Here is a 13,799-nt window from a genome sequence, read left to right as displayed (position 1 = left end):
GACGCGCGCGCCTCACGACTCGGGCACGACGGGCGGCGCGGCCGGGATGGTCGCGACCGGCGGGCACGGATGCCCGCCGACGAGCCGCGAGCAGGCCGGCAGGAAGCCGGGGAAGCGCTCGGCGGTCGGGTCGCCGAACCAGCGCCACCACAGGCGCCAGAAGTTCAGGTTTCCCCACGACGAGCAGCCGTCGCCGCTCTCGGGGTCGAGCACGGCGGCGGCGTTCGGCTGGTACGGCGTGTAGTTGTAGAGGTTGGCCGTCGCCTGGTTGCGGATGTCGACCGGATGCGCCCCGCAGGCCTCGTCGGGATGGAACGCGACGTCGACGACGCCGATGCGGTAGGCGCGATCGGGATGCTCCGTGTACTGCCGGAACTGCCACGCGGCGTTGTACACCTGGTTGAAGAACCCGAAGTACTTCTGCTCGCAGTCGGCCGTGTCGGGGCATCCGTAGCCGGTCGCGCGCTCGTAGCCGTACGCGCTCGGCCGGGTGAGCAGCGACTGCTCCTTCTGCAGCAGCACGATGAGCGCGCGTGGGCTGATGCCGCACGCGCCGGCGACCCGGTGCAGGATGCGGCTGGCGCGCTCGTGCGCCGCGCCGCGGTACGCGTCGCAGTGGCCGGGCCCCTCATCGGGCTGGTCGGTCGTGGTCTCGCGGTAGTGCGCGAGGCACACCACGCCGGCGTCGGGCCGGCATGCGGTCTGCTCGAGGAACCGCTGGATGTCGGCCTCGCTCATCGCGGTGCTGTCGAAGAACGCGTCGTCGCTGACGATGAGCGCGGGGTCGAACTCCTCGGTCGACGGCTCGGCGCTCGCGGTCGCGGCCCCGTCGGGCGCGGGCGGGTCGGCGGCAGGCGGCGTCGTGCAGGCGGCGAGCCCGAGCATCAGGGCGGATGCCGCGGCGAGCGCCGTGGCGAGGCGGGCGACCTTGGAGGACCTCATCGCCGCGACCCTATCGGTTCGACGCGGGGCAGCGCTGGGAGTTCCCCGTCCCGATGCGCTTTTCAGGCGTTTCGGCGCCCGGGGCCGCGACACGCCGCACTTCCTCCTGAGAAACGCGCGAAAACGGCCGCGCATCCTGAAAAAGGCTTCGTCGGGGTCAGAGGCGTTCGCGGGGGACGACGCGGTCGACGAGCTTCGCGATCGCCCCTTCGGGCGGGGACTCGTTGTAGCGGCCCGCGAGCTCCTGTCCGCTGAGTGCGTGGATCGCGGCCATGATCTCGTCGGTCGCCGCGCGGCGGGCGCGCCCCGACTCGGCCGAGCCGTGCGCGGAGAGGTCGAGCGGTTCGCCGAACCGCACCGTCACCGGCCGGATGCGCGGCAGCTTCGCGCCGACCGGTTGGATCTCCTGGGTGCCGATCAACCCCACCGGCACGACGCGGGCACCGGTCGTGAGCGCCAGCCACGCGACCCCGGTGCGGCCGCGGTAGAGCCGGCCGTCGAGCGATCGGGTGCCCTCGGGGTACAGCGCGAAGGCGCTGCCCGACTCGAGGATCCGCCGACCTTGGTCGAGCGCCTCCTGGGCCTGGCTGCCGGCGCCGCGTTCGACGCTGACCGCGCCGATCGAGCGGAAGAAGGTCCGCGAGATCCAGCCCTTCAGCCCTCGGCCGGTGAAGTAGTGCGACTTCGCGAGGAACTGCACGGGCCGTGGTGCGGTCAACGGGATCACGATGCTGTCGACGAACGAGAGGTGGTTCGAGGCGAAGATCACCGGCCCATCCTTCGGCACCAGCTTGGTGCCCTCGATGCGCGGGCGGTACAGCAGCAGCACGATCGGGCGCAGCACGAGCCGGACGCCATGGTAGAGCGCGCCGGGACGCTTCGGCGCGACGGGAACGGCGTCCTCTTCGATCTCGCTCACGGATCGACGCTACGTCGCGGGGCATGCATTCGACGGCATATTCGCCGGGATGGGGGAGGATGACGATATGGGGCTGCTCGACGACGCCGAACTCGTCATCCTCGAGGACGGGCTTGTGACGGCGGCGATGTTCACCGGGCGTCGCCGCCCGTCCGCCGAGGCGGCGCTCGCCGCCGTGATCGCGGCCCGCTCGGGGATCCGGGCCGACGACATCGAACTCGACTGGGCCTGCGATGAGTGCGGCTCCCGACACGGCGCCCCCGCGGTCGAGTACCCGCCGGGGCCGGGCGGCGTACCCTGGCGCGGCGACGCCGCGGCCCACGGGTCGCTGCTCGTCGCCGCGAGCGCGCTCGGCGTGCGGATCGGCATCGGCTTCGCTCCCGGCGAGGTCGGCGGCGCGGTCGAGGATGCCGCGTTCCACCGTTCCGAGCTCGATGCGATCGATTCGACGCCACCCGGTGCCAGGGAGTCGGTACGCGCGGTGCTGTGGGCGCGCAAGTCGGCACTGCTGCGCGCGCTCGGGCACTCGGCGCTGCTCGAGCCGTCGGCGCTCGCGCTCTCGGCCCCGACGGCCGACGGCGCACCGGGGCGCATCGCACGGCCCGTCGCCGAGGTCGGCGCGATCTGGGGCGAGGTGCGCATCCACGACCTCGTCGTGCCCGGTGCGGGCGCCGTGGCGGCGCTCGCCGTGCTGCCCTGAACGGTCGGCCGGCCATACAGTGGAGGCGTGCAGCGCGTCATCGTTCTCGGCTCATCCGGTTCCATCGGCACCCAGGCGCTGGAGGTCATCCGCGCGAACCCCCGCCGGTTCGAGGTGGTCGGGCTCGCGGTCGGCAGCGACCGCGCCACGCTCGATGCGCAAGCCGCCGAGTTCGACGTCGACGACGTCGCGGTCGGCGTCGACGAGGCCGAGCAGCTCGTCCGTGATGTCGACGCCGACGTCGTGCTGAACGGCATCACCGGGTCGGTCGGCCTCGGGCCGACGCTCGCGACGCTCGAGCGCGGCACCACCCTCGCGCTCGCGAACAAGGAGTCGCTCATCGTCGGCGGCGACCTCGTCACCCGCCTGGCCGCACCCGGGCAGATCGTGCCGGTCGACTCCGAGCACTCCGCGCTCGCGCAGGCGCTGCGGTCGGGTACCGACGCCGAGGTGCGCCGGCTCGTGCTGACCGCCTCGGGCGGGCCGTTCCGCGGGCGTCGCCGCGACGACCTCGACGGTGTGACACCCGCCGAGGCGCTCGCGCACCCCACCTGGGACATGGGGCTCGTGGTCACCACGAACTCGGCGACGCTCGTGAACAAAGGCCTCGAGGTGATCGAGGCGCACCTGCTGTTCGGGGTGCCGTACGACCGCATCGACGTGGTCGTGCATCCGCAGTCGATCGTGCACTCGATGGTCGAGTTCGTCGACGGGTCGACCATCGCCCAGGCCTCGCCGCCCGATATGCGCCTGCCGATCTCGCTCGGGCTCGACTGGCCGCATCGGGTGGCCGGTGTCGGCCGCCCGCTCGACTGGACGACCGCGCAGTCGTGGACCTTCGAGCCGCTCGACGAGGTCGCGTTCCCCGCGGTCGCCCTCGCGAAGCAGGTCGGGCGCGCGGGCGGCGAATACCCGGCCGTGTTCAACGCCGCGAACGAGGAGGCCGTCGCGGCATTCCACGCCGGACGGATCGGATTCACCGCGATCCTCGACATCGTCCGCGCGGTCGTCGAGGCGCACGAGGCGGGCTCGGACACTCTCACGGTCGACTCGCTCGCCGAGGCGGAGGCCTCCGCGCGTCGTGCGGCGAACGCGCGCATCGAGGCATCCGCCCGACCCTAGCCGGACCCGGGGCCACCGACCGGCGGCGCTCACCCGTGCGGCTGATGACGCCCTCGGGCGTGTCCAGCGCGGTGATGCGGCCGCGGTCGATCACGGCGACGCGGTCGCAGAGCCTTCGGGCCTCCTCCGTGTTGTGGGTGACGAGCACGATGGTCGCGCCGTCGTCGCGAGCCTGTTCGATCACCTCCCACACCGCTCGCCGCGAGCGGGGGTCGAGGCCGGTGCTCAGCTCGTCGAGGAGCGCGATGCGGGGTCTGCCGACCAGTGCGAGCGCGACGGCGAGCCGCTGCTGCTGCCCTCCTGACAGGTCGGCGTAACGCGCGCCGAGCTTCGGCGCGAGCCCCAGGCGCTCGGCGAGCGCCACGCCGTCGAGCGGCCGGTCGAAGAACGACGCGTACAACGCGACCGCCTCGCGCACGGTGAGCTTGGGCTGGAGTCCGGCCTGCTGAAGCTGCACTCCCACGAGTCGGGTGATGCGTTCACGGTCGACGGCGGGATCGACGCCGGCGACCCGCACCGTGCCGGCATCGGGCCGGCGCAAGCCCGCGATGCACTCGACCGTCGTCGTCTTGCCCGACCCGTTCGGCCCCAGCACCCCGAGGATCTCGCCCTCGGCGACGTCGAGGTCGATGCCGTCGACAGCCACGGTCGTACCGTACGACTTGCGGGGGCCGAGCACTTCGATGATCGCCACGCGCCCAGACTGGCAGATGCGCCCGCGGTCAGCCGACCGACAGGCGATTCAAAGCGAACGGCAGTACGCTTCCCGACGTGGAATCCGTGCTCTGGTTCGTGCTCGGCGTCGTGATCGTCGCTCTCGGCATCGCCGTGTCCATCGCGCTGCACGAGATCGGGCACCTGGTTCCGGCCAAGCGCTTCGGCGTCAAGGTCACCCAGTACATGATCGGGTTCGGCCCGACGGTGTGGTCGAAGCGCAGGGGCGAGACCGAGTACGGCGTGAAGGCCATCCCGCTCGGCGGCTACATCTCGATGATCGGCATGTTCCCACCCGCGAAGGGCGAGCAGGCGAGGGAGGACTCGACCGGGTTCTTCCGAGGACTCGTGCAGGACGCGCGCAGCTCGAGCGCCGAGACGATCACCGCGGGCGACGAGCACCGCGCCTTCTACCGGCTGCCGGTGTGGAAGCGCATCATCGTGATGCTCGGCGGCCCGCTCATGAACCTGGTGCTCGGCATCCTGCTGTTCGGTGTGCTGCTCATGGGCATCGGCATCCCCAGCACCACGACCACGGTCGATGCGGTGTCCGAGTGCGCACTGCCGGCCACGAGCGAGCGCCAGACCTGCGAGCCGGGTGATCCCGCGGCGCCCGGTGCCGCGGCGGGCATCCGCCCCGGCGACCGCATCGTCTCGATCGAGGGCCAACCCGTCACCACGTGGGAGCAATCGACCGCGATCATCCGCGATCACCCGGGCGAATCGCTCGCGGTCGTGGTGGAGCGCGACGGCGCCGAACGCACGCTCGAGGTCACGCCGATGCTCAGTGAGCGGTACGCGCTCGATGATCGCGGCCAGATCATCACGGATGCCTCGGGCGACCCGCAGACCGTGCAGGCCGGGTTCGTGGGCATCACCTCGTCGGTGCAGCGCGTGCAGCAGCCGATCACGGCGGTGCTGCCGGCCGTCGGCGAGCAGACCGCCGGCGTCGCCGGGGTGATCATCAACCTGCCGCAGCGCCTGATCGACATCGCCAACGCGGCGTTCGGCCCGGGCGAGCGCGACCCGAACGGCCCCATGAGCATCGTGGGTGCGGGCCGCGTGGCCGGCGAGGTCGCCGCCGCCGACCAGCTCGAGATCGCCGACAAGGCGGCCGGCCTGGTGGGCATCCTCGCGGCGCTCAACATCGCGCTGTTCGTGTTCAACCTCATCCCGCTGCTGCCGCTCGACGGCGGGCACATCGCCGGTGCCCTCTGGGAGGCGATTCGCCGCGGGTTCGCGAAGCTCACCCGCCGACCCGACCCCGGCCCCGTCGACCTCGCGAAGATGATGCCCGTCACCCTCGCGGTGGTCGTCGTGCTCGGCGCGATGAGCGCGCTGCTGATCTACGCCGACATCGTGAAGCCGGTCACGCTGTTCTGATGCGGATCTGATGCCGACCCCCACGCGCATGCTCCCTGGGGAGTACTCGAGCGGACTCCGACGAGCCGACGCGGGCCCGCGCGGGCGCGGCTACCATCGTGGGATGCCGGCACCCGAGTCGACCGAGTGGATGCCGCGGGGGCCGCGGGGGTTCCGCCCGCCGACCGCGGTCGTCGTATGGGTGCCGGTCGTCGTGGCGCTGCTGGTGCAGGTGCCGGCCGCCGTCGGCATCGCCGTCTGGCGGGGCGAGGCTCTCGGCGCCGCAGCGCTGCAGATCGCGCTCGCGGTCGCCGGCCCGCTCGCCCTGCTCGCCTCGCGTCGCCTGCCCGGGCCGACCGTCGCCGTGGTCACGGCGCTCGCGCTCGCCGACCTGATGCTCACCCCGGACCTCGGCCCGCCGTACGTCGCGCTCGGCTTCGCGATCATTCTCGGGGTCGCCCGCGGCGCGGTCGTGTGGACCGCGGTGTCCGCGGGCGTCGGCTGGATCGCGGCCGTCGTTCTCGGCACGATGAGCGGGCTGTCGTGGCATCCCTTCCGCATCGCCGCGGCCAGCGCCGCGCTCGCCGTGTGCTTCGCGATCGGATGGTTCGTACGCGTGCGTCGCGCGCGGGCTGCAGCGTTCCGCGCCGAGCAGTTGCAGCGACGGCAGAGCGCCGAGGAGCGCGAGCGCATTCGCATCGCGCGCGAGCTGCACGACGTGATCGGGCACGCGCTGTCGCAGATCCACGTGCAGGCGAGCGTCGGACTGCACCTCTTCGACCGCGACCCCGAGCAGGCGCGCACCGCGCTCGCGACCGTCAAGGAGACATCGAAGTCGGCGCTCGACGAGGTGCGTACCGTGCTCGGCGTGATCCGCGACGGCGAGGCACCGCTGGCACCGCAGGCCGAGCTCGACCAACTGCCGCGGCTCGTCGCCGGCGTGCGTTCGCCGGGCCTCGAGATCACGCTCGACGACCGGCTCGACTCCGTTCCCGCGCAACGGCCGGCCAGGGCCGTGCAGTTCGCCGCCTACCGCATCGCGCAGGAGGCCCTCACGAACGTCGTGCGGCACGCGGGCGCGACCCGCGCCACGGTGCGGGTCGAGCGCGACGGCGGCGAGCTGGTGCTGACCGTCGAGGACGACGGGCGCGGCATCGCGGATGCGACGGATGCCCCGGGTGCGGGCATCCTCGGCATGCGCGAGCGCGCCGCGCTCATCGGCGGCGCCGTCGAGGTGGCCGCCCGCGACGGCGGCGGCACGAGGCTCGTCGCCCGGCTGCCGTGGAGCGCGACGTGATCCGCGTCGCGCTGGCCGACGACCAGCACCTCGTGCGGGCGGGATTCCGTGCCCTGCTCGATGCCGAGCCCGATATCGAGGTGGTCGTCGAGGCGGCGACCGGAACCGAACTGCTCGAACGGCTGCGCGGAGCATCCGTCGATGTCGTGCTCATGGACATCCGCATGCCCGACGGCGACGGGCTGTGGGCGACCGAGCGCATCGCCGCCGACCCGTCGCTCGCCGATGTGCGGGTCGTCGTGGTGACCACGTTCGAGCTCGACGAGTACGTCGCCCGCGCGGTTCGCGCCGGCGCGAGCGGGTTCCTCGTGAAGGACACCGAGCCCGAGGATCTCGTCCGGGCGGTGCGCGTGGCCGCCGCGGGGGAGGCCCTGCTCTCGCCCGGAGCGACGAAGCTGCTGCTCGACCGCATGGCCGTCGGGCTGCGCGACCACGCCGATCCGAGCGTGCTCGACCCGCTCACTGAGCGCGAACGCGAGGTGCTGCAGCTGGTGGGGTTCGGACTCACGAACGACGAGATCGCGACCCGGCTCGTGCTGAGTCCGCTGACCGCGAAGACCCACGTGTCGCGCATCATGCAGAAGCTCGGCGCGCGCGACCGCGTGCACCTCGTCGTGACGGCGTACGAGACGGGCCTCGTCGCGCCGGGGTGGCAGTAGCGACCGAGGCGCCTGCTCCCCCCGGAGCATCCGAAGTGTCTTCCCCGGGCGGATCCGCTCGGGGCATCCGATCGCTTGACTCGTTCGCGACGGCCCGATCGTGCGGGTCGCACGACGAAAGGCGAACCCCATGCTGACCACCATCACCGCCCTCGCCGCGGCCCATGCCGGGCCGTGGGCCGCAGGATTCGGGTGGGTGTTCTTGCTCATTCCACTGTTCTGGATCCTCGTGTTCGTGCTGCTGTTCAGCCTCCTCGGGCGCCGCTGGCGGCGCGCGGCGTGGGCGGCGGACGGCACATACGGGCCACCGTGGGCGCGCGGCCGCAACGCCGAGCAGACCCTCGCCGAGCGTTTCGCGCAGGGCGACATCGACGAGCAGGAGTACCGGGCGCGGCTCGAGGTGCTGCGCGCGAACCGCCCGAACGGCTGAGGCGAACCGTCGCGGGTCAGGCGAGGGCGCGCGCGAGCGCCCTCGCCTGATGGCGGTATCCGACCCACTCGAAGCCGATCACGACGACGACCGGCGAGCAGGCCGTGATAGCGATGCCCTCGGCGAGACTGAGCCCGGCGGACACGGCGACGACCGCGGCGCCGAGCACGAGGATCGCGAGCGCGAACAGCAGCAGCTGGAACGGATCGAACTGCCGCAGCAGCACCGAGTGGAGCGTGAACAGCGCCCCGATGAACACCGCCACCGGGAGCACCACGGTGAGCAGCGCCGCGGTCGCGCTGATGTGCGCGAGCCCCTCGATCGAGTTCGCGGCGACGTGCAGGCCGGCGCCCGTCGCGGCGATCGCGCCGAAGATCACGAAGTGCCCGTAGCCCCACACGAACGCCGACCAGGTGAACCCGAGGCGGTGCCGTCGGGCGAGCACCGTGCCCGACGGCATCATGAAGTACACCCACCACAGGCCGAACACCAGCAGGGTGCCGCCGAACGCGACGAGGATCGCGTCGAGGCTCCAGCCCTCCTCCTCGACGACGGCCGAGATCGCGAGGATCGTGCCGAGCACGATCTCGCCGAGGGTGATGATCACCAGCAGTCCGTACCGCTCGGCGATGTGGTGCGGATGCCACGGGGTCGCGCCGCGACGCTCGGCCACCGCGGTGCCCACCAGCTCGACGACCATGAGCGACACCGCGAACGCCAGCGTCGGTGCGAAGGGCAGGTTGACGATCGCGAGCACCACCCAGCCGACCTGCGCCGCGCCGTACACCGCGGCGTAGGTCAGTGCCGTCGCGCGGTGCGCCGGATCGTCGTGCGCGACCCGCAGCCAGAGGGCGATGGTCGCCGTGCGCATGATCACGTAGCCGGCGACGACGAGCCCGTTGTCGACGTGCACGCCCGCGTCGATCGACGCGAACAGCGGCGGGATGCCGAGGGCCAGCACGAGCACGCCCACCATCGCCAGCATGGTGGCGAGCCGGAACCAGACGTCGTCGTTGTCGTACGCCGACGCGAGCCACGAGTAGTTGATCCACGCCCAGGCGATCGCGAACACGGCGAACGAGAAGGCGCCGACCGCGGGCGCCCAGTGCCCGAGCTCGAGCAGGTGCGCCGCCTGTGTTCCGACCTGGCTGAACGCGACCACGAAGGTCAGGTCGAAGAGCAGTTCGAGCGGGGTCGACGCGCGGTGCGGCTCGCTCGGGTCACGGCCCGACATGCGCCGCGGCCGATGGTGCTGCGGCGGGTGCGCCTCGGTCATGCGCACATCCTGCCACCGCCCGCGCGGCATCCGATCGCGTCGAAATGCGCGGCATCCGCAGTGCTCAGCGGATGCCGCGACATCCGCTCACCGCGACAGCAGCAGCGCCTCGCCCTGGCCGCCGCCCCCGCACAGCGCGACCGCGGCACGGCCCTGGCCGCGCCGGGCGAGTTCGAGCGCCGCGTGCAGCGCGAGCCGCGCGCCGGACGCGCCGATCGGATGCCCCAGGGCGATCGCGCCGCCGTCGACGTTGACCCGCTCGGGGTCGAGTTCGAGGTCGCGCATCGACTGCAGCGAGACCGCGGCGAACGCCTCGTTGATCTCGACGAGGTCGAGGTCGCCGGCCTGCCAACCGGCGCGGTCGAGGGCAGCCGCGATCGCGTTCGACGGCTGGGAGTGCAGCGAATTGTCGGGCCCCGCGACCTGGCCGGATGCACCGACCACGGCCAGCCACGCCAGCCCGCGCTCTTCCGCCCAGTCACGGCGGGCCACGACGACCGCGGCGGCGCCGTCGGAGAGCGGCGACGAATTGCCTGCGGTGATGGTGCCGGAGGCATCGAACGCCGGGCGCAGGCCCGCCAGCGTCTCGACCGAGGAGTCGGGCCGCACGCCCTGGTCGGCGTCGACGACGACCGGGTCGCCCTTGCGCTGCGGGATCTGGACGGACACGATCTCGTCGGCGAACCGGCCCTCGGCCTGCGCACGACCCGCGCGCACGTGCGAGGCGGCGGCGATCTCGTCCTGTTCTGCCCGGGTGAGGCCGTAGCGGGAGTTGAACCGCTCGGTCGACGCGCCCATCGAGTCCTGGTCGAACGCGTCGGTCAGCCCGTCGTACGCCGCGTGGTCGCGCAGCTCCCACGAGCCGTACGCCTTGCCGGCGCGCGAGCCGGGCAGCAGGTGCGGGGCGTTCGTCATCGACTCCTGGCCGCCCGCGACCACCACGTCGGCCTCGCCGAGCCGGATGAGCCGCGCGGCATCCGTGATCGCGACCAGGCCCGACAGGCACACCTTGTTCAGCGTGATCGCCGGAACCCGCCACGGGATGCCCGCGGCGACCGCCGACTGCTTGGCCGGATTCTGCCCGGCGCCGGCCTGCAGCACCTGGCCCATGATCACCTGATCGACGTCGTCGGGGGAGACACCGGCTCGCTCGAGTGCACCGCGGATCGCGATCGTGCCGAGTTCGACCGCGCCCAGCTTCGCGAGGTTTCCGGAAATGCGGCCGAACGGCGTGCGGGCGCCGGCGAGGATCACGGCTTCGGGCTGGGACATGGGGAGGACTCCTTCGTCGTCTGCGGCTGGGTTGCGCGTCGGATCCATCCTACGATTCGGTTAGGAGCGATTCACCGGGCCGACGAAGTCCCGGGGTCGGTCGATGACGAGGAGGTCGACGACATGACGATGGACAAGACCGTCGAGTCCGCTGCGGCGGCGGTGGCGGACATCCCCGACGGCGCCACGCTCGCCGTCGGCGGATTCGGGCTCTGCGGCATCCCGATGGTGCTCATCGACGCGCTCCTGGAGCGCGGCGTGGGCGACCTGTCGGTGGTGTCGAACAACTGCGGTGTCGACGACTGGGGCTTGGGCGTGCTGCTGGCGGCCGGTCGCATCCGCAAGATGACCTCGTCGTACGTCGGCGAGAACAAGGAGTTCGAGCGGCAGTATCTCTCGGGCGAGCTCGAGCTCGAGCTCACCCCCCAGGGCACCCTCGCCGAGAAGCTGCGCGCCGGCGGCAGCGGCATCGCCGCGTTCTACACGCAGACGGGCGTCGGCACCCAGGTCGCCGAGGGCGGGCTGCCGCAGCGGTACGCGCCCGACGGCAGCGTCGCGGTCGCGTCGCAGCCCAAGCACGTCGAGACGTTCACCGTGCGCGGCGAAGCGCACGAGTTCGTGCTCGAAGCGGCCATCACGACCGACTACGCGCTCGTGCACGCGCTTCGGGGCGACCGGCATGGCAACCTCGTGTTCGACCGTTCGGCCCGCAACTTCTCGCCCCTCTGCGCGATGGCCGGGCGCATCTGCATCGCCCAGGTGGAGGAACTCGTCCAACCCGGCGAGCTCGACCCCGACGCCGTGCATCTGCCCGGCATCTTCGTCGACCGCGTCGTCGAGGTCGGCACGGACATCGAGAAGCGCATCGAGCGGCGCACCGTCCGCTCCGAGGGAACGGAGGGCTGAGCGATGGCGCTCACGAGACTCGAGATGGCGGCGCGCGCTGCGAAGGAGTTGCCCGACGGCGCGTATGTGAACCTCGGCATCGGGTTGCCCACCCTCGTGCCGAACTACGTTCCCGACGGTGTCACGGTCGTGCTGCAGAGCGAGAACGGCATCCTCGGAGTCGGGCCCTACCCGACCGAGGACGAAGTCGATCCCGACCTCATCAACGCGGGCAAGGAGACCGTGACGGTGCTGCCGGGCGCCGCATTCTTCGACTCGGCGACGAGCTTCGGCATGATCCGCGGCGGCAAGGTCGACGCGGCCATCCTCGGCGCCATGCAGGTGTCGGCCCGCGGCGACCTGGCGAACTGGATGATCCCCGGCAAGATGGTGAAGGGCCCGGGCGGCGCGATGGACCTCGTGCACGGCGCCCGCCGACGCATCGTGCTCATGGAGCACGTGGCGCGCGACGGTTCGCCGAAGATCGTCGACGAGTGCTCGCTGCCGCTCACCGGCAGACGCGTCGTCGACCGCATCATCACCGACCTCGCGGTCATCGACGTGACGCCCGACGGGTTGGTGCTCGTCGAGATCGCTCCCGGCGTCACGATCGACGAGGTCGTCGCCGCCACCGAGCCGCCGTTCGTGGGGGTCGACGACGGGGTCCCCCGCCGAACCGGCGGGGGACCCTGATATCGCGGGTTCGCGACGGTCACGTCGCGGTTCGAGTCCACTGCTGATTGGTGGCTCCGTTGCACGTGTAGGTGATGATCGCCGCACCGTCGGCGGTCGACGCCCCGTTCACGTCGAGGCATTCGCCGGTGGCGCGCGACTGGATCTGGACGTACGACCCCGAGGTCTGCACCTGCCACTGCTGGTTCGTACCCGTACCGCAGTTCTCCTGCGTCACCGTGGAGGCGTTCTCCTGCAGGCACAGGTTGCTGTGTCGTGCGACCAGGTTGACGTATCCGCCGCCGGCGTCCTTGAACCAGAACGCCTGGTTGGATCCGCCGTTGCAGCCCCATTGCTTCAACTGCGCACCGGTGGCACCCGATGCCGAGGTGATGTCGGCGCACTTGCCCGAGTGACGTGCCTTCACGGTCTGGTACGAGCCGCCCTGACCCGAGATGGTCCCTGCGGCCGTGTCGATCTGCAGCTCCGCGAAGTAGCTGAAGCTCATCGTCGTCGAGTTCGAGAACGTGATCGGCGCCCATACGTACTTGGAGCCGTTCACGTTCGATCCGATCGAGTCGCCCCAGCGGTCGCCCATGTACAGATAGCTGGTTCCCGAGCTGCCCTGCACCGGCAGCACGAACGTCGTCTGCGAGCCGTACGCCGTCGAGTCGCCCACGTTCTTCATCGCCGTCCACGGCCCGGCGAGGCTGGACGCCGTCGCGTACTGCTGCTGGTTCGGGCTCCAGCCGGTGGCACCGGAGGTCAGCATGAAGTAGACGCTTCCGCGCTTGAACAGGGCGGGCGCCTCGCGGTGGCCGCCGGGCCACGGGTTGGCCACGAGGGACGCGATGCCCGTGTAGTCGGCTGTCAGCCGGTAGATGTGCAGGTCGTAGTTCTCGCGAGCTGCGGAGTACATGTAGCCCGCGCCGTCGGTGTCGACGAAGACGCCGATGTCGCGCGACATGTGATCGAGCGGCCGGAAGCTTCCGCGGTACGTGTAGCTGCCGCACGGCGCGTTGGTGTTCGATACGGCCACGGCGGCGCGCGCCTCGCTGTAGTTGGTGCCGTTCTCCTTGTGCATCCAGAGCACGTAGCGGTCCGTCGAGGCGTTGTACATCAACTTCGGACGTTCGATGTTGGCCGACTGCAGTTCGCTCGCGCTGCTCTGGCTGAGGATATTGCTCACGAACGCCCAGTTCTTCAGATCCGTGGAGCGATAGCAGCTCACGTACCGGAACTTGTTGTCGTTGTGCCGATTCTCGCCGACCCAGTAGTAGTACGAGCCCGACTTCACCACTCCGCCGCCGTGGGCGTGCACGGGGCTGCCCGCCGTGTCGGTGAACTGGGTCGCATTCGCGATCGAGACGACAGCCGCTTCGGCCGGCTCGGCCGTGGCGGAGTTCAGCGCCAGGCCGCCGGCCAAGACGGCCGTCAGGATGAACGAGGCGATGGTTCGCCTGCGAGTCGGGTCTCGCCGTACAGCAGTGCTCATGTGGAATCTCCTTTGACTCATCCGGCGCGAGTGAACCTACTCCGGGGGGCAACG

At 71.4% G+C, this 13,799-nt stretch carries 14 protein-coding genes; 8 read left to right on the top strand and 6 right to left on the bottom strand.

Going from position 1 to position 13,799, the window contains the following annotated elements; genetic code table 11:
* Window positions 1-12 precede the first annotated feature (12 nt).
* Entirely contained in the window at window positions 13-942 is a 930-nt protein-coding gene (locus FLP10_RS02500; protein ID WP_210418464.1) for a hypothetical protein, read from the bottom strand.
* Window positions 943-1,099: 157 nt separating this feature from the next.
* A complete protein-coding gene (locus tag FLP10_RS02495; RefSeq protein ID WP_149159431.1) occupies window positions 1,100-1,861 on the bottom strand; it encodes a lysophospholipid acyltransferase family protein in 762 nt (253 codons plus the stop codon).
* 67 nt (window positions 1,862-1,928) lie between these two features.
* On the opposite strand from FLP10_RS02495, the gene FLP10_RS02490 reads away from it, so the two are divergent.
* Window positions 1,929-2,561: a 4'-phosphopantetheinyl transferase family protein gene (locus FLP10_RS02490; RefSeq protein ID WP_149159430.1), complete on the top strand. Its 633-nt coding sequence runs from the start codon at window positions 1,929-1,931 to the stop codon at window positions 2,559-2,561.
* Window positions 2,562-2,588: 27 nt separating this feature from the next.
* On the top strand, window positions 2,589-3,683 hold the full coding sequence (dxr, locus tag FLP10_RS02485) for a 1-deoxy-D-xylulose-5-phosphate reductoisomerase (RefSeq protein WP_149159429.1): 1,095 nt from the start codon (window positions 2,589-2,591) through the stop codon (window positions 3,681-3,683).
* Here the strand turns inward: dxr and FLP10_RS02480 are convergent.
* On the bottom strand, window positions 3,601-4,377 hold the full coding sequence (locus FLP10_RS02480; protein WP_149159428.1) for an ABC transporter ATP-binding protein: 777 nt from the start codon (window positions 4,375-4,377) through the stop codon (window positions 3,601-3,603). The genes dxr and FLP10_RS02480 overlap by 83 nt on opposite strands.
* An 86-nt stretch (window positions 4,378-4,463) precedes the next feature.
* Here FLP10_RS02480 and FLP10_RS02475 point away from each other — a divergent pair, with 86 nt between their 5' ends.
* From FLP10_RS02475 to FLP10_RS02460, 4 genes are all read left to right on the top strand, one after another.
* Entirely contained in the window at window positions 4,464-5,780 is a 1,317-nt protein-coding gene (locus FLP10_RS02475) for a M50 family metallopeptidase (protein ID WP_149162043.1), read from the top strand.
* Between the two features lie 103 nt (window positions 5,781-5,883).
* Window positions 5,884-7,056, top strand: a complete 1,173-nt coding sequence (locus FLP10_RS02470; protein WP_149159427.1) for a sensor histidine kinase — start codon at window positions 5,884-5,886, stop codon at window positions 7,054-7,056.
* Window positions 7,053-7,715, top strand: a complete 663-nt coding sequence (locus FLP10_RS02465) for a response regulator (RefSeq protein ID WP_149159426.1) — start codon at window positions 7,053-7,055, stop codon at window positions 7,713-7,715. Before FLP10_RS02470 ends, FLP10_RS02465 begins: the two co-directional genes overlap by 4 nt.
* Before the next feature lie 130 nt (window positions 7,716-7,845).
* Window positions 7,846-8,145: an SHOCT domain-containing protein gene (locus FLP10_RS02460; protein WP_149159425.1), complete on the top strand. Its 300-nt coding sequence runs from the start codon at window positions 7,846-7,848 to the stop codon at window positions 8,143-8,145.
* A 16-nt stretch (window positions 8,146-8,161) separates the two neighbouring features.
* Here the strand turns inward: FLP10_RS02460 and FLP10_RS02455 are convergent, their stop codons facing one another.
* Complete coding sequence (locus tag FLP10_RS02455) at window positions 8,162-9,421, bottom strand: low temperature requirement protein A (RefSeq protein ID WP_212392675.1); 1,260 nt, start codon at window positions 9,419-9,421, stop codon at window positions 8,162-8,164.
* Between the two features lie 87 nt (window positions 9,422-9,508).
* Window positions 9,509-10,693, bottom strand: coding sequence for an acetyl-CoA C-acetyltransferase (locus FLP10_RS02450; protein ID WP_149159424.1), 1,185 nt, complete (start codon window positions 10,691-10,693; stop codon window positions 9,509-9,511).
* Window positions 10,694-10,816: 123 nt separating this feature from the next.
* Between FLP10_RS02450 and FLP10_RS02445 the strand changes: the two genes are divergently transcribed.
* Both FLP10_RS02445 and FLP10_RS02440 read left to right on the top strand, forming a co-directional pair.
* A complete protein-coding gene (locus FLP10_RS02445) occupies window positions 10,817-11,599 on the top strand; it encodes a CoA transferase subunit A (protein ID WP_149159423.1) in 783 nt (260 codons plus the stop codon).
* Between the two features lie 3 nt (window positions 11,600-11,602).
* The gene (locus FLP10_RS02440; RefSeq protein WP_210418463.1) at window positions 11,603-12,271 is read left to right on the top strand and encodes a CoA transferase subunit B; all 669 of its coding nucleotides are present in this window, start codon (window positions 11,603-11,605) and stop codon (window positions 12,269-12,271) included.
* 19 nt (window positions 12,272-12,290) lie between these two features.
* Here FLP10_RS02440 and FLP10_RS02435 read toward each other — a convergent pair whose 3' ends face one another.
* The gene (locus FLP10_RS02435; protein WP_149159422.1) at window positions 12,291-13,745 is read right to left on the bottom strand and encodes an RICIN domain-containing protein; all 1,455 of its coding nucleotides are present in this window, start codon (window positions 13,743-13,745) and stop codon (window positions 12,291-12,293) included.
* Window positions 13,746-13,799 lie beyond the last annotated feature (54 nt).

The organism is Agromyces intestinalis, assembly GCF_008365295.1.
Classification (GTDB): domain Bacteria; phylum Actinomycetota; class Actinomycetes; order Actinomycetales; family Microbacteriaceae; genus Agromyces; species Agromyces intestinalis.
Note: the sequence above shows the minus strand (reverse complement) of the source record. Positions and strands in the feature narration are given on the sequence as shown.

What these genes read in the sequence shown, in the direction of transcription:
- FLP10_RS02435 (WP_149159422.1), bottom strand. Translation starts at nt 13,745, where the DNA reads ATGAGCACTGCTGTACGGCGAGACCCGACTCGCAGGCGAACCATCGCC.
- FLP10_RS02490 (WP_149159430.1), top strand. Translation starts at nt 1,929, where the DNA reads ATGGGGCTGCTCGACGACGCCGAACTCGTCATCCTCGAGGACGGGCTT.
- FLP10_RS02450 (WP_149159424.1), bottom strand. Translation starts at nt 10,693, where the DNA reads ATGTCCCAGCCCGAAGCCGTGATCCTCGCCGGCGCCCGCACGCCGTTC.
- FLP10_RS02470 (WP_149159427.1), top strand. Translation starts at nt 5,884, where the DNA reads ATGCCGGCACCCGAGTCGACCGAGTGGATGCCGCGGGGGCCGCGGGGG.
- FLP10_RS02500 (WP_210418464.1), bottom strand. Translation starts at nt 942, where the DNA reads ATGAGGTCCTCCAAGGTCGCCCGCCTCGCCACGGCGCTCGCCGCGGCA.
- FLP10_RS02455 (WP_212392675.1), bottom strand. Translation starts at nt 9,421, where the DNA reads ATGACCGAGGCGCACCCGCCGCAGCACCATCGGCCGCGGCGCATGTCG.
- FLP10_RS02440 (WP_210418463.1), top strand. Translation starts at nt 11,603, where the DNA reads ATGGCGCTCACGAGACTCGAGATGGCGGCGCGCGCTGCGAAGGAGTTG.
- FLP10_RS02460 (WP_149159425.1), top strand. Translation starts at nt 7,846, where the DNA reads ATGCTGACCACCATCACCGCCCTCGCCGCGGCCCATGCCGGGCCGTGG.
- FLP10_RS02445 (WP_149159423.1), top strand. Translation starts at nt 10,817, where the DNA reads ATGACGATGGACAAGACCGTCGAGTCCGCTGCGGCGGCGGTGGCGGAC.